Genomic DNA, 23,873 nt, shown 5'->3' on the forward strand with positions numbered 1-23,873 from the left:
AGATGCGCCACGGGCCGTTTCCCTTTCCTGCGGGCTCACTGCCCGGCAGCCACTGTCTGAGAGCGCTCTGGCGGGTGGCCCTGTAAAACGTCTAACCTGCCGGGCATGACCGACTGGGCGCAGGTCCGCGCCGATGGATTTCCTGTCCCGACCGATCGTGCGCTCGGCGATCTCGTCGCGGAACTCTCGCTGATGCTGCGGTCGCCCGACCCCGTCGTCCGCGACGTCCACGCCTACTCGACGCTCGCGACCTGGATCGGCAAGGGCGTACTGAGCGCCGACCAGCTCCGCGCGCTCGGGGACGAGATGACCGGCCGGTTCGGCGACGACGAGATCCAGGCCCGGACGTTCGCGCCGCTGATCCTCGACGCGATCGTCTCGGCGGGGGTCTTCGAGCCGGCCTGGGTGCCGCCGTTCGAGCGCTGGTACGTCGCGGAGGATGATCTGCGCGGCCACGATCCGAAACTCGGCTGGCTGCACGCGATAGCCCACGGCAGCGACCTGCTGGGGGCGCTGGCGCTGTTTCCGGCCGTCGAGCCGGTGGAGATGCTCCGGCTCGGTATCGGGCGGCTGCTGACCCCCACAGAGCACGTGATGAGGGATCTCGAGGACGACCGGCTGGGATTCGCCCTGTCGGCGGCCCTGACCCGACCTGACCTCAGCGCGGCGGACGCGACCAGCTGGCTCGACCCCGCGGTCCGCGCGATCAGCATGCACAACCTCGGCGGGATCGCCGCCGAGTCCTCGAACACGCTGCGCGCGCTGCGGGTGGTCTACGTGATGGTCGACACCGGTGTGCTGCTGGACCGCGAGCAGCCACCGGTCCAGGTCCCGCACCGTGATGCGATCAAGCCCAAGCTCGTCGAGGTCTTCCACGCCGCGACGCCGTACTACTTCTGATCGATGACCAAAACACTCGCCACCGTGATCCGGGAGAACTACTCGGCTATTGCCACGACGTACGACGGCAAGTGGGCCGATGTCCTCGCCGTGCACGGGCGAGCCGTGACCGATCGCCTCGATCTGGCGGCGGCCCGTCGGGTCGCCGAGATCGGCTGTGGTCCGGGCCGGCTGCTGTCTTATCTCGAACGGCTCGCTCCCCAGGCTCGCATCATCGGCACCGACCTGACCGAGGCGATGCTTCGCCGGGCACCCGCTCGATTCGCCCGGGTGGCCGGTGACGCCGAGGCGCTGCCGTTCGCCGAGGACAGCCTGGACGCCATCGTCATGCCGTTCGTGCTGTTCCATCTCCCTGACCTCCCTACTGCTTTGTCCGAGGTACGCCGGATTCTGGCGCCTGGTGGTTGCTTCGCCGCGGTGACCTGGTCGGGCCACGACCCGCACCCGGCGTACGACGTGTGGGTCCGGGTGATCGACGAGCACGAGGCTCCGCCGGATCCGTCGCCGCAGATGCCGTCCGGCGCCGTCACCTCCGATCCGGTCGAACTCGAACTGGCGCTGCGAGCCGCGAACTTCGACCCGGTCGACATCACCGTCGAGCGGTTCCGCCATCGCCCGACGGCCGGGGAGTTCCTGGCCCACTCCCAGGTCATCGGTTCGATGGCACGGCGGATCGCGCTGCTCCCGGCCGACCGGCGCGCGAGCTGCTTGGCGGCCGCGGAGCGCGAGCTGGCCGGACTCGAACCAGAGGCCTTCACCGAGTCCGGAACCGTCCTGTACACAACCGCTCGCTGAGTCAAGAGCCTGCAGCGGCACCCCGAACCAGGCCGGTCCCGCCAAGGGGACAACTCCGGGATCGGTGGCGACACCGTCTGGGAGGATGCGGGAGTGGATGCGATAGCGGAGCAGTTGCGTGCTGAGTTCGACGTTGCCGGCTACACGGTCGAAGGCGTTGCCGAGCGGTTGAGTGGCCTGGCCAGTGGTGCGCTCGGACGGAACGAGACGACGCTTGCCTACCGCGAGACGGCGGCGGGCGAGCCGATCGACGCGATGATCAGGCTCTTCTTGTTGCAGCGCACGGTGTCGGCAGAGACTGTCCGCAAGGCGTTTCCGCAGACGTATCAGGAATTGCTTGCCTTGGGCATCATTGTGGAGCGAGGCGGCGACGTGGTGGCGGCCGTTGATATTCGGCCTCATGCCGGTGCTGAGCGGCAGTGGTGGGTGGTTGCCGATCTGATGCCAGGGCTGGACGGCCGGCGCGAGCCGATGCGTTCCGACTACGTGCTCGGCATCGCACCAGCGAGTCTGAGTCTGGTCAACCTGACTGTTCCGATCAAGGCCGGGAAGGCGCTCGATGTCGGTACCGGGTGCGGTATCCAGGCCTTGCATCTGAGCGATCGGGTCGATCACATCGTCGCCACCGACGTGAATCCACGCGCGCTCCGGCTGACCCGCTGGACGGCCGCGCTGAACGGTATCGACCTCGACGTGCGCGAAGGCAGTCTCTACGAACCGGTCGCGGGCGAACGATTCGACCTGATCGTCAGCAACCCGCCGTACGTGATCGCGCCGCCGAGCGACGGGCGGCTCACCTATCGGGAGACGGGGTTCGCAGGGGATGCGGTGGTCGAGCAGCTCGTCCGGCAGGCGCCCGGGCAGCTGACCGAAGGCGGCTGGTGCCAGCTCCTTGCCAACTGGACCTGCATCAAGGGCGAGGACTGGCGAGAGCGGATCGCTGGGTGGACTGGGGATCGCGCGGCATGGGCGGTTCAACGCGAGCAGTTGGACCCCGCGGAGTACGTGGAGTTGTGGTTGCGGGACGCGGGGCTGCACGGCCGGCCGGAGTACACGAGCCGGTACGACGCCTGGCTGCGCTGGCTCGACGAGCAGCAGGTCGAGGCGATCGGGATGGGGTGGATCAATCTGCGGAACCTCCCGGGCAGCCTCGACGCGGAGGAATGGCCGTACGAGATCGAGCAGCCGATCGGGCCGTTCGTGCTCGACCGGTTCGAGCGTCGCGAGGGGCTACCGGCCGAGCTGACCAGCCTGCATCTGGTGGTTGCCGACGACGTGGTCCAGGAGACGGCCGGGCAGCCAGGTGCGGAGGATCCGGCGACGATCGTGCTCCGGCGGCAACGCGGAATGCGCAGGGCCGAGCAGGCCGACACGGTCCTGGCCGGGTTCGTCGGAGCCTGTGATGGTGACCTCAGTGTCGGCCAGATCCTGGACGCGCTGGGGAGCCTGCTGGAGCGCGACGACCTGCATGCCGAGTATCTGCCGAAGGTCAGAAACCTTGTACTGGAAGGCTTTCTCGACTACTGACGCGATCGGCGGCGGCGCTTCTCGGCGTACATGCGGGTGTCCGCTTCGGTGAGGAGGTCGGTGACCGGCGTGCCATCGGTGCTGGCGGCGTGGCCGATGCTGAGCCGCAGCATCATGAACCACGGCTCGTCGGCGGTACCGGCCACCCGTTCGGCGGCGGCCTTGATCCGCTCGACCAGCTCGCGAGCGCCGCGGTCGTCAGGATTGTCGAGCACGACGACGAACTCGTCGCCACCTGCCCGGGCCACGATGTCCTCGGCCCTGCATTGTTCGGTCAGGAGCTGCGCGACCAGACGGAGTACTTCGTCGCCACAGGCATGGCCGTGGCTGTCGTTGACCACCTTGAGGTTGTCCACGTCGATCGCGATCACCGCGACCGAGCGACCGGAGGCGGTGGCCAGCGACATCCGTTCGTCGAGCGCTCGCCGGTTGCCGACGCCGGTCAACGGATCTTCCCGAGCGGATCGCCACTCGGCGTCGTGCCGGATCGAGAGTTCGTGGTTCGCGAGGGCGCTGCGGACGGCGTACAGGCCGCGGAGTCGCTCGGCCCACCAGCCGCGCGTGATCGCCCGCGCGTACTGCAGACCTGCCGCCGCGCCCGTGTCTCCCGTGCCCGCGACGATCTGTACGGCGGTGTGCCGGACCAGCGCCTCGACCGGCGGATCGGAGGTCGGCGGGAGGTCGGTGCCGGCCCGATCGGCGGCTTCCAGCGCATCGTCGAGCCGGCCGAGCGCCGCGTAGGCCTTGGCCAGGTAGGCGCCGGCGATCGCGGCCAGCTCCATCGAACCGAGCTTGGCCAGTTGATCGCGGCAATCGCGCAGGATCACGGCCGCGCCGGCCGGGTCGGTGTCCCGGTCGCAGGCGGCCAGCCACATCCGCCCGGTCATCGGCCAGTACCCGATCAGGTCGGCCCGGACGATCACCTCGATCGCCTCACCCGCCCAGCGCCTGGCCTCCTGGTGCCGCCGCAGGATCTCCTCGTCGTACGCCGGATCGCCGAGCCGCTCCATCTCGTGGGCCCAGCGCAGGTTCGACTCGGCCAGGTTGAGCCGGTTGATCGCGGGGGACTCCGGCAGCCCGAGCGGATCCGAGTCGGCCTCGGCGGCGAGCTCGAAGTGGGGGATGCACAGCTCGAACAACCGCAGCAGGTCGTACGCGTACCCCAGACCCGTGTGGGCCCAGCCGGCCAGCCCGCTGTCCCTGGTGTTGGAGAGCGCGTTCTCGGCTGCGACCAGGTCGGCGACCGAGTCGCCGCCCTCACCCGTGCGGATCAGGGTGACGATCCGCAGCGCGAGTGCGTTCGCCTCCCAGCCTGGCTCGTCGATCGCCCGCGACACCCGGATGCAGCCGTCGACGGCGTCCAGCGCCTCCTCGGCGTCATTGCCGTGGTGAGCGGCGACGGCCCGGACGTACTCCGCGGCGGCGCGTTCGTGCGACGGCTCGGGGCCGAGCTCGCCCAGCAGCCGGCGGATGTCCGCCGCGGCCTCGGCCGGGTGGCCCGACTGGGCGCGCGTCATCGCCGCTGCGATCCGGGCGGTCACCCCCGACGTCTCGCGCACGCCACCTCCCCTTGCCGCGCTCACCGCGCGCGGCGCTTGTCCTCGTACAACCGGCTGTCCGCCATCGGGATCAGTAGTTCCACCGCGACTCCTTCGGCGGTCGCGGCGGACCCGATGCTCAGGCTCAGTCGGCTGAGCCACGATTTCGGCGTCGTTGCCGCGACGACCGCTACCGCCGTCCGGATCCGCTGGGCGAGCTGAGCACCACCCTTCGCGTCCGGCTGGTCCAGTACTACGAAGAACTCGTCCCCTCCCGATCGAATCACGGCATCGGTGGCACGTGCCTGTTCTACCAGGAGAGCTGCAACAACCTGCAGCAGTTCGTCACCGCAAGCGTGCCCATGGGTGTCGTTGACAACCTTCAGGTCGTCCACATCGATGGCGAGCAATGTCACTGCCCGCTGCGAATCCCGGGCCTCGATGAGCCGCTCGTCCAGGGCTCGCCGGTTCCCGATGCCGGTCAACGCGTCGTGCCGGGCGGCATGCCATTCGGCATTGTGTCGTGCCGACAGATCATGCGTCTCCAGAGCATGTCGTACCGCGTTCAGCGCGCGCCGGCGTTCCTTCCACCACCCCCGGGCCACCGAGCGCGCATACGCCAAGCCTGCAACGGCTCCGAACTCGTCGCTGCGGGCCGCGAGCTCCGACCTGGTCTGCAGTACCAGCATCACCGTGGCCGGATCCGCCAACGGAATCAGGTCATCCAGGGCCCGATCGGCTGCTGCGTTCGCGGCCTCGATCCTGCCCTGCGCGGCCAATCCCCTGGCCAGGTAGGCGCCGGCGATCGCCAGCCTCTCGGTCTCGCCGAGCTTGCTGATCTCGTCGCGGCAGTCCTCCAGGTCCGCAACAGCGCGGGCCGGATCGGCGAAGGTGCGGGCGGCGGCAAGCCAGAGCCGGGCGCTGAGCCGCCAGTACTCCTGGCTCTCGTCGTCGACGATCACCTGCTCGGCTTCCATCGCCCAGTGCTCGGCCGACGCCAGCCGCTCCCGGATCTCTCCCTCGTACGCCGGATCGCCGAGCCGCTCGAGCTCGTGTGCCCAGCGCAAGTGGGTCTCCGAGAGGTTCAGCCGGTCGATCGCCGGGACCTCGGCAAGGTCGAGCACGGCCGCCTCCGACGAGGCCGCGATCTCGTAGTGCGGCACACACAGCTCGAACATCCGCAGTACGTCGTACGCGTACCCGATGCCGGTATGGGCCCAGGCCGCCAGCCCAGCGTCGGTGGTCCGGCTCAGAGCGTGCTCAGCGGTGACCAGGTCGTTGACTGTGTCACCGCCGCGGCCACTTCGGGCCAAGGTGATGATCCGGATGGGCAGCGCGTTCGCTTCCCAGCCCGGCTCGTCGATCGCCCGCCCGACAGCCAGGCAGGCGTTCACCGCGGCCAGGGCCTCGTCGGCATCGCTGGCGTGGTGAGCGGTGACGCCGCGGACGTACTCGGCGAGGGCGAGCTCGCTGCAGGGCTCGCTGCCGAGCTCGGCGCGGATGACCCGAAGCTCGGCAGCGGCGGTCACGTGGCCGCCGGACTGTGCCAGCGTCATGGCGGCGGCGATCCGTTCCGTCAGCCGGCCACCGCCCATCACCATCTAGCCAGTCCCCTCGCAGGTCACCCGTTTGTTCGGGTCGGACCGCCCATTGTGTCCGCGTCGAGGCTCGCTGTCACTGTCTTGTCGCTGCGGCGACAAGCGCAGGGGTCAACCTGCAACCTGCTGGGACTCCACGGCGTGCAGCTGGACGGGCAGCGACTCGACGCCGTAGACGATGGAGAAGTCACGGAACCGCAACTGCTCCTCCGATACCGCCAGCGACAGGTCGGGGAACCGGTGGGCCAATGCGGTGAAGGCCGCGCGCAGCTCCATCCGGGCCAGCTCCGCACCGACGCAGCGGTGCATGCCGTGCCCGAAGGCGAGGTGTGCGGCAGGGGCGCGTTGCGGCCAGAAGTCCTCCGCGTCGAGGCCGAAGACGGTCTTGTCCCGGTCGGCGCCGGACAGCGACACCGCGACCAGATCACCCTTCTTGACCTGGTGACCGAACAGTTCCTGGTCGTGCTTGGCGAACCGGGGGAAGGCCACCTGGACCACGGTCAGGTAGCGCAGCAACTCCTCGACGATCGCGTCGACGGCGGTCGGATCGGTCCGGATCCGGGCGAAGTTCTCCGGGTCGCGCAGCAGCACCAGGGTGCCGAGCGCCAGCATGCTGGCCGACGTCTCGTAGCCGCCCAGGAACACGCCGTCGGCGAGCCCACCGAGCTCGATGTCGTCGATCGTGTCGCCGTGCTCGCGGATGATCGAGCCGATCAGGCCGTCACCCGGCTCCTTGCGCTGCTTGCGGACGATCTCGAAGAGGAACTCGCGGGACTCGCTGGCCGAACCGAAGACCCCGATCCCGCCACCGGACAGGTCGAACCGGGCCGGGCCGAGTGCGCGGAACCGGTCGCGATCGGACTCCTCGACCCCGAGCAGGTCGGCGATCAGCAGGAACGGCACGTTGAAGGCGAAGTCGGCCACCACGTCGACGACGGGGCCCTTGGCCTCCATCAGGTCGAGCTGGTCGTTGACGATCTTCTCGATCATCGGCTCCAGCCGGGCCAGCCGGCGCTTGGTGAACTCCGGGGTGAGCAATTTGCGCAACCGGGTGTGGTCCGGCGGATCGGTGAAGCCCAGGCCGCCGATCCCCTCGGACGGTTTGTTCGGGTCCGAGCCGATCATCGGCCGGATGTCGTTGCTGAAGTTCTCGCTGTCGGCCAGCACGACCTTCGCCTCGGCATGGCCGGTGACCATCCAGACGTTCAGCCCGAACAGGTTGGCCAGTTTGTGGACCGGCTCGACCTCACGGATCTGGCCGAGCTCCGGTACCGGGTCCAGGCCGCTGCGCCGCAACGGCATCGAGACCTGGCGCGGGAACACCCGCATCTTGGACAGGTTGAGACCACCCTTGCGGGTGGTTCTGCTCAGTACCCGGCTGCCGACCCATCTCTTCAGGTATGTCGCAACCATGACTCCCACGCGCCCTCTCTGACGTGCTGCCCCCGACGGCTTTTCGGTACATCCCGAAGTTAGCTGTTCCGCGGACCGGATCTGATGGTGTTGGCACTACTAGCGCGGTGGCGCTGGCACCACCATGGGAGGGGGCCATGGTTCTGCCGTCGTGCCAGTCAGACCTTGTCATGCCCGAGGGCCGGGATACCACCGGAACCCACCTGTACCGTCCCCTGGGACGGCGAACAGGTGGGCTCCGGGGCACCTCAGGGCAATTCCAGCCGAAAGTCGGATGCGTCAGGGGTTCTTGCAGGCTAGCTTCGCGTCCGCCCAGTCGGCGTGATCACTGGTGACGCCGTCGCCGGCGTCGGTCACCTGAAGGGTCAGGGTCTGGCCACCGGTGGTGTCGACCGAGACACCGGCCGTTGGCGACGTTCCGGTGAGGAGCTCCGATGTGTACTTCGTCACGCCGTCGACGGCGACCTTGAAGCTCACTTTGCCACGATCCTCCATCTCGTCGTCGACTCCCACCTTGGCGGTGAAGGTCGTGCAGTTGCCACCGAGCCGGACACTCACCGAGGACGGCGCGTGCGTGCCGAGGCCCTTGGCGTACTGCGTGCCGTCGAGCGTGATCGGCCCGCCGTCACCAGCCGCGTCCTCGCCGTTGCTCTTGTCCCGTTCGACCGGTCCCCAGCCGTTGGCCGAGTCGGTGAACTCCAGGTCGCTGACCCAGGGCTGACCGGTCGGTGCCGGCGGCAAGGGCTTGTCGGCGATGGTGGCCGCGAAGAACCCGAGTCCACCGCCGGGCAGCTTGATCGCCTTCACGGTCTTGCCGGGAGTCAGCGGTACCGCGGTGTAGAAGACCCGGTAGTCCGTGGTGGTGTTGCCCAGACCGGCCGGTGTGTAGCGGCCCTTGACCGAGACGGCCAGAGCGGCGCCGCCGGTGGTCGGGTCCTGACAGCACCAGTTCGGCAGTTGTAGCGCGGACGCAGACTCGGTCCCGTCGGTATAGATGACAGTGACACTGCCTTTGGCGTTCAGACTGGCTCCGGCCCCGAGCAGGGCGAGGTGGGAACCGGTGCCGGACACCAGGATCGGTGCAGCCTGGTCCTTCACCACGTTCGGCGTACCGGGTGCGCCGGTAGGCCAGGTGAACTGGGCGCCTTGGACTGCGACCGTCGCGCCGGGTGTGTAGCCGGCTGCTGCGAGTGCTTCGCCGTTGAAGCTGTCGCCCGAGCCGTCGAAGTTGCCCTTGGCATAGGTCGTCGCGTCACTCACGCCGACCACGGTCGCTGCTTGGGACAACGACGCGTACGGCAACTGTGCCGTTGCCACCGCACTGTTCGTATAGGAGTTGTCGTCCACCTTGTACGACGCGTCCACTCGCAACGTGAAGCTTGCCGGCTTCACATCAGTGCCGGGAGTCACCTGAAGCTTGGTGGTGACGGTGGTGCCCGGATCGACCTTGGCAAAGGTGTTCGAACCGGTGGAGGTCCAGCCGTCGGGGAGATTCAGCGCAAGCCGTACGTCGCGCATCGTCGTCGTACCGCCATTGTGGAAGGTGGCGGTCACCTCGGTCGCCTGACCAGGTGCGTTCCACAGCGAGGGAGTGGCGAGCTCCGGAGTTCCGAAGGTGTCCGAGACGGTCTTGCCGCCACCGACCGAGGTGGTTCCGGCGAGGCGGACCGTGGCGGCACGTGCCGTTGAGATCGAGGCGGTCTTCACCAGCACCACGCCGTTCTCGTAGTACCAGCCGGTCGAGGCCGCGAGGTACGCGTTCTTGCTGACCACCTTGGTGAGCTTCTTGTCGTCCACGGTGACGTCGCGAGGCGCAGTACCGGTGTGCACGGTCAGCTCGTACGGGCGGGTGGCCGGCTTCGCGGCGTACGTGCCCTTGCTCTCGCCGATCTTGACGGTGACGTCGCCTCGAGCGGCTGTGGGTGCGGTGACCTCCAACTGCTGCATGGCCGACTTGGCCTGCTTGTAGTCGCGAGTGACCCGGTCGTCCTCGTACAGGGAGAACGACGACTTGCCCTGCGGGTAGATGTCGACAGTGAGCCGATCGCCGAAGCCCTGCTCGGCAGCCGAGTTGATGCCGTTCTTCCACATCGGGACGATCGCACCGGCCTTGACGAACAGCGGCAGGGTGTCCAGCGGTGCGTGGTAGCCGTTCACCGTGGTCGGGCCCTGGTAGACCTTGCCGGTCCAGTAGTCGACCCAGTTGCCCTTGGGCAGGTAGATGCCGCTCTTCACTTCGTCAGCGCTCCAGCTCGGAGCGACCAGGAACTCCTTGCCGGCAAGGAATTCGTACTTCGCGGCGTCGCCCCAGGTGTTCGGGTCGTTCGGGTACTCCAGCACCAGCGAGCGGTTCAGCGGCGCACCGGTGCGGTGGGCCTCGGCGGCGTACGAGTAGAAGTACGGCAGCAGGCGCTCGCGCAGCTTGAGGTACTTGCGGTTGATCGAGGTGAAGGGCTCGCCGTACGTCCACGGCTGCTTGAACGCCGGGGTGGCCCAGCCGGACATCGTCATGAAGGCCGGGTTGAACACCTTCCACTGCAGGTCGCGCGTGTAGCTGGTCGGCGAACCACCGAAGATGCCGTCCACATCACCAGCGCTGTAAGCGATCCCGGAGTTGCCGGAGCCGGTGATGGCGGGGATCTGCCACTTGATCGCGTCCAGCGAACCGCTGTGGTCGCCGGTCCACTGCACCGCGCATCGCTGCGCGCCGGCCCAGCCTTCCACCATCCAGGCGTAGCCACGGGCGTTGCTGTACTGCTCGATGCCGTCGTGTGCGGTGTCGCAGGCGCTCAGCGCGTACCGGTAGCCCGGTCCGACCCAGGCGACGTCCAGCTTGCGTACTCGCACTCCAGCATCGCCTACCTCAGCAGGCTGCCTGTCGAGCGACGACTGCGTCCACAGGCCCATCTGAATGTTCCGCTTGCGCAGCTCGTCGCCGGTCTGCTTGAGCGCGGGGATGTCCCGCTTGCCCCACCAGGTGCCGTCGACCTGCTCGGAGTCCGTGTTGGCGGAGTAGCCGCAGCCGTAGTCGTCGTTGACCAGCATCCAGCCGCCAGGCATGTCGTTGTCCCGGAACTTCTGGGCCACCTTCACCGCGTCCAACGTGGTGACCTTCTCCGGGTTGACCTTCCAGTCGTTGCTGGAGTCGGGGTCGGTCCCGTAGTGACCACGGTTGTAGCAGTCGGAGTCGCCGTACTCGAGGCCGTAGATCGGTGGCATGAACGGCCGGCCGGTGAGCTCGGTGTAGCGGTCCAGCGAGGTCTTGAGGTCGCCGACGAAGTAGTACGCGTCGAACCGCTTCTCGTCGTGTTTGGTGACGACGGGGTCGGTGAAGCTGTAGCTACCTGGCGTGAAGGTGTTCCGGAGTACGCCGTAGCCCGCAGTGCTCATGTAGTACGGCGAGGCGTTCGGGTTGCCGCCGTCCTCCCAGTTGAAGTCCTTGGCGACCGTGATGGTCTGGTCGCGGTGGGAGAACCGGCCGTTCTGCATGCCGCCGCCGAAGAACTGCTCACTGGCGCCACGACCGAGCGACTGGGTCGTCGACGTGTCGTTCCAGGACAGCGGGGCCGTCTCGGCCCAGACGAGCTGACCGTTTGACCGGTACAGCGAGAAGCGCAGCGGCGACTTGTTCGCCCGTACTTCGATCGCGCCGGTCGTCAGCGAGTAGTAGCTGCCACGGTCACGCCAGTCGGTCTTCGGCTTGCCGTAGTCGGTCTTGGCGACGATGTTCGAGGCCGGGGCGCCCGGGTCGGTCGGTGGAGTGTTCGCGGGATCGGTGAAGGTCCCGTCCGGCGCGAGCCAGATCCGGAACACGTCGTCCTTCAGGAACACCACCCGGACCTTGGCGGCGCCGGCGCTCAGCGTGTACGTCGAGGCGTCGGCGGTGAAGCCGGTCACCGCGCCGAGGGAGGTGTCTCCAGCGGTGGGCTGGGCCGTCGCCGGTGAGGCGCCACCGGCGACCAGGGCACCCGCGACCAGAGCTACTGAGGTGCCGGTCAGGAGTGCTGAACGTTTAACTGATAGTGATGAACGTTTAAGGCGGGCAAAGATGCTCACGAGTGCCTCACTTCACGCAACTATGAACAGGATTGCGCTATTTTTAGCTCACCGCACAGCCGTTGTCACTAGGTCGCCACTCGCCGGAGCTGTCACGAAGTTGAGACGAGGTCTCCATCGGACGGTGGACCCGCGCCGGGGCCGTCCCGGTCACGATGATTCGCATGGCGAACAATCAAGTTTTCAGTCGCCGTCGGGCCCTGGTCGCGGGGCTGGCGGCCGGCGCGCTCCTGTCCGTTCCCGCGCTTGCCCAGGCGGCACCCCGCGAGGCCGAGCCGGGGCGGCCGCTGGCGGCGGACGAACCGCACGTCAAGCCGGCCAAGCTGAAGCTGCCGGAGCCGACCGGCCGGTACCGCGTCGGTACGACCGAGCTACACCTGGTCGACAAAGCCCGGACGGACCCGGCGGCAAGCGCGAACTGATGGTGAGCGTCTGGTACCCGGCTCGTACCGGGAGTGACGGGCCGGTAGCGAAGTACATGCCGTCCAAGACTGCGGACGCCGTCCAGGCGCCCTGGGTCTGGGCCGGGCTGCCCGAGGGCACCTTCGACTACGCGAACAGCAAGACCCACGGCCAGGTCGGCGTTCCCGTCCAGCGCGGCAAGCACGCGGTCGTACTGTTCTCTCCCGGCTACCCGTTCAGCCGGCTGCTGAACACGGTCCAGGTCGAGGAGCTCGCCGGCCACGGGTACGTCGTCGTGACGATCGACCACACCCACGAAGGCCCGGTGACCTTCCCCGGCGGCCGCTTCGTCCCCGGACTCGAGGACGAGCCCGACGGACCGACGTACCAGCGGGCGATCGCGACCAGGACGGCCGACACCCGCTTCGTACTCGACCAGCTCACGCTGCTTTCGTACGGCGTCAACCCGGACGCGGAGGGACGCGCCCTGCCGTTCGGCCTGCGGACGTCGCTCGACCTGCACAAGATCGGCATGTTCGGTTTCTCCGCCGGTGGGTTCACGACCGCCAACGCGATGCTCGAGGATCCCCGGATCGAGGCCGGCGCAGATCTCGACGGGATGCTGCAGTACGACTTCGACAACGGACCGCTGGGCAAGGTCGCGAAGCAGGGGCTGAACCGGCCGTTCCTGCTGTTCGGATCGGACACCAGCCAGCGGACGGATCCGAAGTCGGCGTACTACGACAAGTCGTGGGCCTCCTTCTGGCAGGCGCAGCAGGGCTGGAAGCTCAACCTGCAGCTCCCCGGCTCGCTGCACCAGTCCTTCTCCGATTACCAGCTCGTCTACCCGCAGCTGCTGCCGAAGATCTTCGGCGAGGGCTCGATCGTCGACGACTCGATCGAGCTCCGCGTCGGCACCGTCGCCCCGGACCGCAGCGTCGCCGCGCAACGGGCGTACCTGGTCGCGTTCTTCGATCAGTTCCTGACGCACCGCCCGCAAACCCTCCTGCGCAAGCAGTCCCCGAAGTACCCCGAGGTCGAGTTCGCCCACTCAGATATTCGCCCACTGAGATAGCGGCGGAGTTCGTCCGCTGAGTGTGCCCTGGGTCTCGTACGACGCGCGGTGGCCGTGGGTTTTTGGCCACTTTCTGGAACGCTGATGAGGGTGGCGACGCCCCGAGCGGTTACCGTGCGTTGAGAAATGCGTTGCCTTCGGCCGTACTCTGTCCTCGAACGGGTCGGCGGAGTTGCTCCGGGGAACAGTGGTCCGACCGTAGGCGTTGAGGCAACAGCTGAGTGGCAAGAGCTAGGAGCGCAGTGGCAGGGGTATCCGGTACCAAGGCAGCAACCAGTCGTCGTCTGGTGATCGTCGAGTCGCCGAAAAAGGCGCGGATGATCGCCGGCTTTTTGGGCGCCGGGTACGTGGTGGAGTCCAGTTTCGGCCACATCCGCGACCTGCCGAAGGGCGCCGACGAGATCCCGGCGAAGTACAAGGGCCTGCCCTGGGCGCGCCTCGGGGTCAACATCGAGGACCACTTCGACCCGCTGTACGTCGTACCGGCGGACAAGAAGCAGCAGATCCGCAAGCTGAAGGACCTGCTCAAGGACGCCGACGAGCTCTACCTGGCCACAGATGAGGACCGCGAGGGCGAGGCCATCGCGTGGCACCTGCTGGACGAGCTGAAGCCGAAGATCCCGGTCAAGCGGATGGTCTTCCACGAGATCACCCCGAAGGCGATCCAGGACGCGGTCGGCAGCGCGCGGAGCATCAACGACGCGCTGGTCGACGCCCAGGAGGCCCGGCGCATCCTGGACCGGCTGTACGGCTACGAGGTCAGCCCGGTGCTGTGGAAGAAGGTCATGCCGAAGCTGTCGGCGGGCCGGGTGCAGTCGGTCGCGATCCGGATGGTGGTCGACCGCGAGCGGGAGCGGATCGCGTTCCGCAGCGCTTCCTACTGGGACCTGGACGCCACCCTCGACGCAGGTGAGGGGAAGACGCCCCGGCTGTTCCCGTCGCGACTGGTCTCGGTGGACAGCAAGCGCGTGGCACAGGGACGCGACTTCGCCTCGACCGGTGAGCTGAAGAGCCAGAACACGGTTCACCTGGACCAGTCGACGGCGACCGCGCTGGCCGCCGCGCTGCAGGACTCGCAGTTCACCGTCCGGTCGATCGAGTCCAAGCCGTACACCCGCAAGCCGTACGCGCCGTTCCGGACCACCACGCTGCAGCAGGAGGCCGGGCGCAAGCTGAACATGTCCGCCTCCCAGACGATGCAGATCGCGCAGCGGCTGTACGAGAACGGCAACATCACCTATATGCGTACCGACAGCGTCACGCTGTCGGACACCGCGATCACCGCGGCCCGGTCCCAGGTCCGCGAGCTGTACGGCGCGTCGTACCTGCCGGACAAGCCGCGGGTCTACACCTCCAAGGTGAAGAACGCGCAGGAGGCGCACGAGGCGATCCGGCCCGCCGGTGAGCAGTTCCAGACCCCGGCGCAGACCGGGCTGAGCGGCGCGGAGTACCGGCTCTACGAACTGATCTGGATGCGGACGATCGCGTCCCAGATGAAAGACGCGGCCGGTAACAGCGTGTCCATCAAGATCGACGCGAAGGCCACGTCGGGGGAGAACTGCGAGTTCACCTCGTCGGGTCGCGTGATCACCTTCCACGGCTTCCTGAAGGCGTACGTCGAGGGTGCTGACGACCCGTCCGCCGAGACCGACGACCGGGAGACGCAGATCCCGGACGTGTCCCAGGGTGACGTGCTGCCGGCGAGCGAGGTGCTCGCGTCCGGACACGAGACCAAGCCGCCGGCCCGCTTCACGGAAGCGACGCTGATCGCGCAACTGGAAGACCGCGAGATCGGCCGGCCGTCGACGTACGCGTCGATCCTGGGCACGATCCAGGCCCGCGGGTATGTGTACAAGAAGGGCAACGCGCTGGTTCCGGCGTGGCTGGCCTTCGCCGTGGTCCGGCTGCTGGAGGAGCACTTCACCCGGCTGGTCGACTACGCGTTCACCGCCTCGATGGAGGACGTGCTCGACGAAGTCGCGGCCGGAAACCTGCAGCGCGAAGGGGTGCTCGGCCGGTTCTACTTCGGCGAGGAAGGCATCGAAGGCCTGCAGTCGATGGTGAGTGATCTGGGTGACATCGATGCCAGGGAGATGTCCACGTTCCAGGTCGGTCCGCAGGACAGCGGGATCGTCGTTCGCGTCGGCCGGTACGGGCCGTATGTCGAGGACAAGGACGAGCAGCGCGCCAACGTGCCGGAGGATCTGCCGCCGGACGAACTGACTGTCGAAAAGGCGCTGGAGCTGCTCAGCCAGCCGTCCGGGGTCGAGATCGAGCTGGGGGTCGCGCCCGAGAGCGGGCTGCAGGTCGTCGCCAAGGCCGGCCGTTTCGGTCCGTACGTGACCGAGGTGCTGCCCGAGGACGCGCCGAAGAGCGCCAAACCGCGGACCGGGTCGCTGCTGTCGTCGATGACGCTGGACACGGTGACGCTGGCGGACGCGCTGCGGCTGCTGTCGCTGCCGCGGGTGGTCGGTAAGGACCCGGAGTCCGGGGACGAGATCACCGCGCAGAACGGCCGCTACGGTCCGTACCTGAAGAAGGGCACGGACTCGCGGTCGCTGCAGACCGAGGACCAGATGTTCGACATCACCCTCGAGGAAGCGCTGAAGATCTACGCCGAGCCGAAGCAGCGTGGACGCCGGGCTGCCGCGCCGCCGCTGAAGGAGCTGGGCGAGGACCCGGCGTCGGGTCAGCCGGTGGTGGTGAAGGAGGGCCGCTTCGGTCCTTATGTCACCGATGGCGAGACGAATGCGACGCTGCGCAAGGACGACTCGGTCGACACCATCTCGCTGCTGCGGGCGGCCGAGCTGCTCGCGGACAAGCGGGCTCGTGGGCCGGTGAAGAAGACCGCGAAGAAGGCGCCTGCGAAGAAGACGACCGCCAAGAAGACAGCGGCCAAGAAGGCGACGACCAAGAAGACCGCCGCCAAGAAGACGACCGCGAAGAAGGCGACCGTCAAGAAGGCTGCCGCCGAGAAGTCCTGATAGGTCAGACTGAACCATGGCGACTGTTTCGAAGGACCCGGTCGACGCCACCGCGCAGCGGCTCCGCGAGCGCGGTGAGCGGGTCACCCCGGCCCGGCTGGCGGTCGTCGAGGTGCTCGCGAACACCGAGGAACACCTGAGCGCGGAGCAGATCGGCGAACGAGCCGAGCAGCTCCGGCCGGGCATCCACCGGGCGACGGTCTACCGCGCGCTGGATGCATTGGGTGAGTTCGGGTTGGTGACGCACGTTCACCTGGGTCGAGCTGGTACGACGTATCACCTGGCTGGTGACCTGGCGCCCCGGCACCTCCACCTGCGCTGCAGCGAATGCGGCAAAGTCCTCGACGTAGCCGGCGACATCCTCGACCCAGCCCGCCGCAAGGTCCTCCGCGAGCTGGGTTTCCGCCTGGCTCCCGAACAGGTCGCGCTGATCGGCACCTGCGCCGCCTGCTCGACTTAGCCCGTACCCCGATTCGTCCCTGCGGTACCGGATGGCGGCGGACCGCCAGGCCATCAGTACCTGCGATGGCGGGGAGGTCGTGGTTTCGGCTGAGCGTGATTTCGCCAGATCCAGGCGACGGAGCCCATCCACTGATGGCCTGGCGGTCCGCCTGTGTCGCGGGGAGTGGGGAGCGCAGCAGGTGACTGTCCATATCTGTTCATCGGTGTGGAGTTGTGAACAGATCGGTCGTAGGGTCGATAGCTGTGACCTATGACCACAGCTATGTCGAAGACTTCGCCGCCGGCGCGAACGTGATGCCGGCGCGGGCCTGGCTGGATGATGATTCCGGCCGGATCTCGCTGACCGGTGACTGGAGTTTCCGGTTGTCGCCGAGTGTGGCTGACGTGCCGGACGACCTGAAGGACCCGGATACCTCGTCCTGGGACACGATCAGCGTGCCGGGGCACTGGCAGCTCAGCGGGTACGGCGAGCCGGCGTACACGAATGTCGTCTACCCGTTCCCGCTCGAGCCGCCGTTCGTGCCGACCGCGAACCCGACCGGTGATTACGCCCGCGCCGCCGAGGTGCCGGCCGACTGGGACGGGTCGCGGATCGTGCTGCGGTTCGAGGGGGTCGACTCTCGGTTCGCGGTGTACGTCGACGGCGATCTGGCCGGCTGGTCCTCGGGCAGCCGGCTGCCGACCGAGTTCGACCTGACGGACCGGGTTGCCCCGGGCAACAGTGTGCGGATCGTCGTCCGGGTGCACCAGTGGTCGGCGGGCAGTTACCTCGAGGACCAGGACATGTGGTGGCTGTCCGGGATCTTCCGCGAGGTCAACCTGCTCGCCCTCAAGCCGGAAGCACCGACCGACGTGTTCGTGCACGCCTCGTACGTCGATGGCAGCGGCACGGTGAAGGTCGACTCCGACGTACCCGGGACGGTCGTCGTCGAGGAGCTCGGGCTGGAGTTCCCGACCGGCTTCGAGACCCCCGTCGCCGAGGTCGAGCCGTGGAGCGCCGAGAGCCCGCGCCTGTACGACGCAGTAGTGCGGACGGGAGGCGGCGAAGTACGCCTCAAGGTGGGTTTCCGCACCATCGCGATCGCCGACGGCGTCCTCACGGTCAACGGCAACCGCGTGCTCTTCAACGGCGTCAACCGGCACGAGTTCCACCCCGACCGCGGTCGCGCGCTGACCGAGCAGGACATGCTCGACGACGTACTGCTGATGAAGCGCGCCGGGATCAACGCGGTACGGACCAGCCACTACCCGCCGCACCCGCACTTCCTCGACCTGTGCGACCAGTACGGCCTGTACGTCGTGGACGAATGCGACCTGGAGACGCACGGGTTCGGGTACGAGCCGCAGCCGCCGGACCTGCCGAATCCGGTGATGGACCCGCGCTGGCGCGACGACCTGGTGGCCCGGATGAGCCGGATGGTCGAGCGGGACAAGAACCACCCGAGCATCGTGATCTGGTCGCTCGGCAACGAGTGCGGGATGGGCGAGAACCTGCGCGCGATGTACGAGTGGGCGCACGACCGCGATCCGTCCCGGCCCGGTGCACTACGAGCGGGACACCAACGCGGAGTTCGTGGACATCTATTCGCAGATGTACACCTCGCCCGAGGACGTCACGAAGATCGGCGAGGACACCTCGTCGTACCGGGGGCTGCCGTTCATCCTGTGCGAGTACGGGCACGCGATGGGCAACGGGCCGGGCGGGCTGTCCGACTACCACGCGCTGTTCGAGAAGTACCCGCGCTGCCAGGGCGGCTTCATCTGGGAGTGGATCGACCACGGCCTGCGGACCACCGTCGACGGCACGGAGTTCTACGCGTACGGCGGGGACTTCGGCGAGAGCATCCACGACGGCAACTTCGTCTGCGACGGGCTGCTGTTCCCGGACCGGACGCCGTCGCCCGGCATGACCGAGTACACCAAGGTGATCGAGCCGTTGGTGATCACTGCCGGCGCCGATGGTCAGATCAGCATCACCAACCGGTACGAGGTGCTCGACACGAGCCACCTGACGTTCCGCATCGTCACGGAGGTCGGCGGCGAGCGGGTCGACGCAAGCACGCTGCAGGTGGCCGCTATCGCGCCTGGCGAGACTGCGTCGGTCAAGCTGCCGGCTGAGGTGATCGGCCAGCGCGAAGCCGGCCAGCCCGAGACCTGGCTGACGGTTACTGCCGAGCTGGCTGACGGTACTGCGTGGGCCGACGCCGGTCACCGCGTTGCCTGGGGTCAGGTTCGCCTCGACCAGCCGGTGGCGCCGCGACACGTGGGTGCCGCTACTGCCGAGGGTGGTGCGGCTGGCGAGGCACGGCACGCGCGTGCCGAGGCTGCGAGCGAGGACGTCACTGTTGGTGTCGACGGGATCGCAGTAGCTTCACTGGGTATGCAGAACGCCCGATTGGACGTTTGGCGCGCTCCGATCGACAACGACGTGATCCCTGGCGTTACTGACGCTTGGAAGGAAGCAGGACTGCATCGAGTGCAGCACCGCTTGGTGAGCGCAGGCCTGAAGGACGGTGCTTGGGAAGTAGTCACCCGTACTGCGCCGCCCGCGCTGCAGTGGGGTCTGGTCGCCACCTGGCGCTGGAGCCACACGCAGGACGGCGCTGTCGCGCTGGACCTGTCCGTGCAGCCAGATGGCCAGTTCCCGGCGACCCTCCCGCGACTGGCGATCACCTTCGAGCTGCCGCGCGTCGACCAGGTCGAGTGGTTCGGTACCGGACCGGGTGAGGCGTACATCGACACCCGCAAGGCAGCCGCAGTCGGCAAGTACTCCGCGACAGTGGACGAGCTACAGACCCCGTACGTGCGTCCCCAGGAGAACGGCCACCGGATCGACACCCGCTGGGCGACCGTCGGCCCGCTCCGGATCGAAGCGGCCCCCGACCTGTTCGGCCTTACGGTGCGCCACTGGACCACGGCCGACCTGGAGAACGCGAAGCACACCCCCGATCTGATCGCAGGCGACACGACTTACGTCACCCTCGACCTCGCCCAGGCCGGCATCGGCTCGAACTCCTGCGGCCCAGCCCTCCCCGACCCCTACAAACTCCCCACCGCCCCGGCGTCCCTCTCCCTGCGCTTCACCACCCGGTAGCCGGTTCCCCGGCGGCGACCCACCGCCGCCGGGGACCTATCAGGCAGAGTTGTCGGGGGGCACGGATAGGCTTCGGAGTGTGCCGGAGGTGTATGACCCGCTGACTGACCCTGCACCGGCGCACGACCTGCGCGCGGTGTTGCGGATCCGGGCGTTCCGGCGGCTCTGGATCGCGTTCGGGCTGTCGAGTCTGGGCGACTGGATCGGGTTGCTGGCGCTGACCGCGATGGCCAAGGCGTTCGCGGGTGACGACTACCAGGCGGCGAACTTCGCGATCGGCGGGGTGCTGTTCCTGCGGGTGCTGCCGGCGCTGGTGATGGGGCCGGTGGCCGGCTGGGTCGCGGACCGGCTGGACCGGCGCGCGACGATGATCGTCGGCGACCTGATCCGGGCGGCCTTCTTCGTCAGCATCCCGCTGGTGGGCACGCTGACCTGGGTGTTCGTCGCGACCGTGCTGATCGAGATCGTCAGCCTGATCTGGGGGCCGGCCAAGGACGCCAGCGTGCCGAACCTGGTGCCCAGGCATCGCCTGGAGGCGGCCAACCAGCTCAGCCTGATCACGACGTACGGGTCCGCCCTTCCGGCGGCCGCGATCTTCACCGCGATCACCCTCGTGACCCGTGGTCTCGGCGGCAATTTCTCGATCAACCTGGCCGTGTACGTGAACGCCGCCAGCTTCCTGGTCTCCGGTCTCGCGATCGTGTCGGTCGCCGAGATAGGCCGCTCCGGCAGCCACGACCATGAGAAACACCCGACGCTGTGGCGCACGATGGTCGAGGGCTGGTCGTACGTGACCGGTACTCCGGTGGTGCGCGGCCTCGTGGTCGGGATATCCGGCGCCTTCGCGGCCGGTGCTGTCGTGATCGGGCTCGGCCGGACGTACGTCGAGGGCCTGCACGCGGGCGATCCCGGCTACGGCGTGCTGTTCGGGGCCGTCTTCGGCGGTCTGGCTCTCGGGATGGGGTTCGCCCCGCGGTTGTTCTCCGGGCTGTCGAGGCGCAGGTTGTTCGCGGCCGGTCTGGTCGGTTCGGGGATCGGGCTGGCGGGGCTGGCGCTGATCCAGCAGATCGAGATCGCCACCATGATCGCGATCGTGCTCGGCTTCTGCGCGGGCGCGTCCTGGGTCTCCGGGTACACGCTGCTCGGCCTCGAGGTGCCCGACCACGTCCGCGGCCGGACCTTCGCGTTCGTCCAGTCCGCGGTCCGGACCGTGCTCGCGGTGACGCTCGCGGTGGCCCCGTTCATCGCCGGTGCGATCGGCCGCAACACGGTGAACCTGCCGGGCGACCGCTCGATCAGCTACAACGGTGCCGCTACGACCATGTTGATCGCTGCCGTCCTGGCCGGCGTGATCGGGATGATCGCCTGGCGGCAGATGGACGACCGCCCCGGCGTGCCGTTCTGGCGGGATCTGCGCCGCAGCTTCGGCAAGACCCCTGGCGTCTACCCGACCACCGGCCTGTTCGTCGCGCTGGAAGGCGGCGAGGGCGCAGGCAAGTCGACCCAGTCCGCGCTGCTGGTGAAGTGGCTCGAGGAGCAGGGTCAGCAGGTCCTGCTCACCCGCGAGCCCGGCGCCACCGATCTCGGTAAGACGCTGCGGCAGATCGTGCTCGACCCCGCGACGGGCGACATCTCGCACCGGGCCGAGGCGCTGCTGTACGCCGCGGACAAGGCCGAGCACGTCGACGCGGTGATCTGGCCCGCCCTGAAGACCGGCGCCGTCGTCATCACCGACCGGTACGTCGATTCCGCGCTGGCCTATCAGGGCTCCGGCCGCGACCTCGATCTCGCCGACGTCGAGCGGGTGAATCGCTGGGCCACCGACGACCTGCGGCCGAACCTGACCATCCTGCTGGACCTGCCGCCGAAGAGCGGCCTCGGCCGGTTCGAGGAGCGGGACCGGATCGAGGCCCAGTCGGCCGACTTCCACGAGCGGGTCCGGGCCGCTTTCCTCGAGCTCGCGGCCGCCGAGCCGCAGCACTATCTGGTCCTCGACGCGTCCCTGGAGCGCGAGCAGCTCGCGCTGCAGATCCAGGCCCGCCTGCTGCCGATCCTGCCGAAGGCGAAGCCATGACAGTTTGGGATGACCTGGTCGGCCAGGAGCCGGCCGTCGCGGTGCTGAAACGAGCCGTCAACGGGGCCGCCGCGCGGATGCGGGGCGAGAGCGGGACGGCGACGAACGGCATGACCCACGCCTGGTTGATCACCGGGCCGCCAGGCTCCGGCCGGTCGAACGCGGGCCGCGCCTTCGCGGCCGCGCTGCAATGCCTGAACCAGGGCTGTGGCGAGTGCAGCGTCTGCCGTACGGCGATGGCCGGTTCGCACCCGGACGTGTCGCTGATCCGCACCGAACTGCTCTCGATCCGGGTCAGCGAGATCCGCGAGCTCGTCCGCCGGGCCGCGATGAGCCCGACCCAGGGCGGCTGGCAGGTGATGGTGATCGAGGACGCGGACCGGCTCACCGAGCAGGCCGCCGACGCCTTGCTGAAGAGCATCGAGGAGCCCGCGCCCCGTACCGTCTGGGTGCTGTGCGCCCCCACGGTGGAGGACGTCGTGCCCACGATCCGGTCCCGCTGCCGCCTGCTCGTGCTGCGGACGCCGCCGGTCGCCGCGATCGCCGAGATGCTCACGATCAAGGCCGGCGTCGAGCCCCAGCTGGCCGGGTTCGCGGCGCGTGCGGCGCAGGGCCACATCGGCAGGGCCAGGGCGCTGGCCCGGGACGAGGAGGTGCGGGACCGCCGGAACAAGGTGCTGGAGGTTCCATTCGAGCTGCGCGACATCGGCGCCTGCCTGAACCGCGCCCAGCAACTCGTCGACGCCGCCAAGGCCGAATCCAAGGTCAGCGCGGCGAAGGTGGACGAGCGCGAGCGGACCGAGCTCGAGCAGGCGCTCGGGATGGGCACGAAGGGCGCCAAGCCACGCGAGGCGGCCGCGGCGATCAAGGAGCTAGAGGACCAGCAGAAGGCCCGGGCCAAACGCTGGGAACGCGACGTGCTCGACCGGTCACTGGTCGACCTGATGGCGCTCTACCGCGATGTCCTGGTGCTCCAGACCGGCGCCGGCACCGAGCTGATCAACGCCGAGCTGCACCGCAACATCGAGCAACTGGCGACCAGGACCAGCCCGGAGCAGACGATTCGCCGGATCGACGCCCTCGCGCACTGCCGGGAAGCGATCGAGGGCAACGTGGCGCCGCTGCTGGCGCTGGAGGCGATGACGATCGCCTTGTTCGAGGGATGAGACGCCCGTCTGACCAACGGACGCCGCTGTAACGAAGCAGGCGGTCGCGCCGATGTCAGCGGTGGCTGGCCCTCCGGCGGCCGCGTCCCCCGAAGGAATTGCATGACCCAACCACCGACTCCGATCCAGCCTGTCCGGACGCGACTCCCGTCGGCCGAGTCCTGGCTGACCGGCGTACCGCTGCCCGCGCAACGGCAGTTCGACCGGTACGCCGTGGCGGGTTTCGTGGTCAGCCTTCCCGGTCTGACGGCCCCGATCGGCGCAGTACTGGCGCTCGTCGGCCTGGCCCGGATCCGGAAGTCGGGCTCGCGGGGCAGGGGACTGGCTCGAGCCGCGCTGGTGATCAGCGGCTGCTGGGTGATCGCGATCGCCGTCGCCGCCGCGCTCGGCCTGTACGGCGAACACAAGGCCGGCATCGGGCGGTCCGTCCAGATCGCCCAGCTGGATGTCCGGCAGTGCTTCGACGCCGACCTGGACGGTGACGCCGCCCTCAAGGTGGTCACGATCGCCGACTGCGCGTCCGGGCACACGGGTGAGGGGTACGCGAAGGTGACGGCCGCGCTGACCGGACTGTCGACCGAGGAGAAAGGCACCGGCGCCACCCAGGCGTGCGCGACCGCCTTCCAGGAGTTCGTCGGGAAGCCTTACGTGCAGTCGGAACTGGACATGTACTACGTGGTGCTGGAGGATCGTCCTGTTGCTGACGGCAACGTCCTCTGCCTGGTCGGCAAGCCCGGCGAGCAGCTGACCGGTACGATGCGCGGATCCAAGCGCTAGTGCCCGGCAGGA

The 23,873-nt window shown here is 68.4% G+C and carries 15 protein-coding genes and 1 pseudogene; 12 read left to right on the top strand and 4 right to left on the bottom strand.

What is annotated here, in order from left to right; genetic code table 11:
- Nucleotides 1–105 precede the first annotated feature (105 nt).
- From F1D05_RS23625 to F1D05_RS23635, 3 genes are all read left to right on the top strand, one after another.
- Nucleotides 106–900, top strand: a complete 795-nt coding sequence (locus F1D05_RS23625; protein WP_185442499.1) for a DUF2785 domain-containing protein — start codon at nt 106–108, stop codon at nt 898–900.
- Nucleotides 901–903: 3 nt separating this feature from the next.
- Complete coding sequence (locus F1D05_RS23630) at nt 904–1,695, top strand: class I SAM-dependent methyltransferase (protein WP_185442501.1); 792 nt, start codon at nt 904–906, stop codon at nt 1,693–1,695.
- Between the two features lie 93 nt (nt 1,696–1,788).
- A complete protein-coding gene (locus F1D05_RS23635) occupies nt 1,789–3,222 on the top strand; it encodes a DUF7059 domain-containing protein (protein ID WP_185442503.1) in 1,434 nt (477 codons plus the stop codon).
- Here the strand turns inward: F1D05_RS23635 and F1D05_RS23640 are convergent.
- From F1D05_RS23640 to F1D05_RS23655, 4 genes are all read right to left on the bottom strand, one after another.
- Entirely contained in the window at nt 3,216–4,781 is a 1,566-nt protein-coding gene (locus tag F1D05_RS23640; RefSeq protein ID WP_246485908.1) for a GGDEF domain-containing protein, read from the bottom strand. The two genes, F1D05_RS23635 and F1D05_RS23640, sit on opposite strands and share 7 nt — an antisense overlap.
- 20 nt (nt 4,782–4,801) lie before the next feature.
- Nucleotides 4,802–6,361 (bottom strand): GGDEF domain-containing protein, encoded by a 1,560-nt coding sequence (locus F1D05_RS23645; protein WP_246485909.1) that lies wholly within the window; start codon nt 6,359–6,361, stop codon nt 4,802–4,804.
- A gap of 108 nt (nt 6,362–6,469) precedes the next feature.
- Complete coding sequence (locus F1D05_RS23650) at nt 6,470–7,771, bottom strand: cytochrome P450 (protein ID WP_246485910.1); 1,302 nt, start codon at nt 7,769–7,771, stop codon at nt 6,470–6,472.
- 279 nt (nt 7,772–8,050) lie between these two features.
- Entirely contained in the window at nt 8,051–11,827 is a 3,777-nt protein-coding gene (locus tag F1D05_RS23655; protein WP_185442507.1) for an NPCBM/NEW2 domain-containing protein, read from the bottom strand.
- A 164-nt stretch (nt 11,828–11,991) separates the two neighbouring features.
- Here F1D05_RS23655 and F1D05_RS23660 point away from each other — a divergent pair, with 164 nt between their 5' ends.
- The 9 genes and pseudogenes from F1D05_RS23660 to F1D05_RS23695 all read left to right on the top strand — a co-directional run bounded on the left by F1D05_RS23660 (nt 11,992) and on the right by F1D05_RS23695 (nt 23,861).
- A complete protein-coding gene (locus tag F1D05_RS23660; protein WP_185442509.1) occupies nt 11,992–12,249 on the top strand; it encodes a hypothetical protein in 258 nt (85 codons plus the stop codon).
- A complete protein-coding gene (locus F1D05_RS23665) occupies nt 12,249–13,304 on the top strand; it encodes an alpha/beta hydrolase family protein (RefSeq protein WP_185442511.1) in 1,056 nt (351 codons plus the stop codon). The genes F1D05_RS23660 and F1D05_RS23665 overlap by 1 nt, the downstream gene beginning before the upstream one ends.
- Before the next feature lie 242 nt (nt 13,305–13,546).
- Nucleotides 13,547–16,288, top strand: a complete 2,742-nt coding sequence (gene topA, locus F1D05_RS23670; RefSeq protein WP_281388730.1) for a type I DNA topoisomerase — start codon at nt 13,547–13,549, stop codon at nt 16,286–16,288.
- A 16-nt stretch (nt 16,289–16,304) separates the two neighbouring features.
- Nucleotides 16,305–16,748: a Fur family transcriptional regulator gene (locus F1D05_RS23675; RefSeq protein ID WP_185442513.1), complete on the top strand. Its 444-nt coding sequence runs from the start codon at nt 16,305–16,307 to the stop codon at nt 16,746–16,748.
- A 296-nt stretch (nt 16,749–17,044) separates the two neighbouring features.
- A pseudogene (locus F1D05_RS42105) lies at nt 17,045–18,226 on the top strand (glycoside hydrolase family 2 TIM barrel-domain containing protein); the annotation flags it as partial.
- A 115-nt stretch (nt 18,227–18,341) separates the two neighbouring features.
- A complete protein-coding gene (locus F1D05_RS42110; RefSeq protein WP_281388731.1) occupies nt 18,342–19,844 on the top strand; it encodes a glycoside hydrolase family 2 TIM barrel-domain containing protein in 1,503 nt (500 codons plus the stop codon).
- A gap of 79 nt (nt 19,845–19,923) precedes the next feature.
- Nucleotides 19,924–21,918 carry a dTMP kinase gene (gene tmk, locus F1D05_RS23685; protein WP_185442514.1) on the top strand — a complete coding sequence of 665 codons (1,995 nt, stop codon included), beginning with the start codon at nt 19,924–19,926 and terminating at the stop codon, nt 21,916–21,918.
- Nucleotides 21,915–23,084, top strand: coding sequence for a DNA polymerase III subunit delta' (locus F1D05_RS23690; protein ID WP_185442516.1), 1,170 nt, complete (start codon nt 21,915–21,917; stop codon nt 23,082–23,084). The genes tmk and F1D05_RS23690 overlap by 4 nt, the downstream gene beginning before the upstream one ends.
- Nucleotides 23,085–23,186: 102 nt before the next feature.
- Complete coding sequence (locus F1D05_RS23695) at nt 23,187–23,861, top strand: DUF4190 domain-containing protein (RefSeq protein ID WP_185442518.1); 675 nt, start codon at nt 23,187–23,189, stop codon at nt 23,859–23,861.
- Nucleotides 23,862–23,873 lie beyond the last annotated feature (12 nt).

Origin of the sequence: Kribbella qitaiheensis (assembly GCF_014217565.1) — a bacterium.
GTDB classification, from domain to species: domain Bacteria; phylum Actinomycetota; class Actinomycetes; order Propionibacteriales; family Kribbellaceae; genus Kribbella; species Kribbella qitaiheensis_A.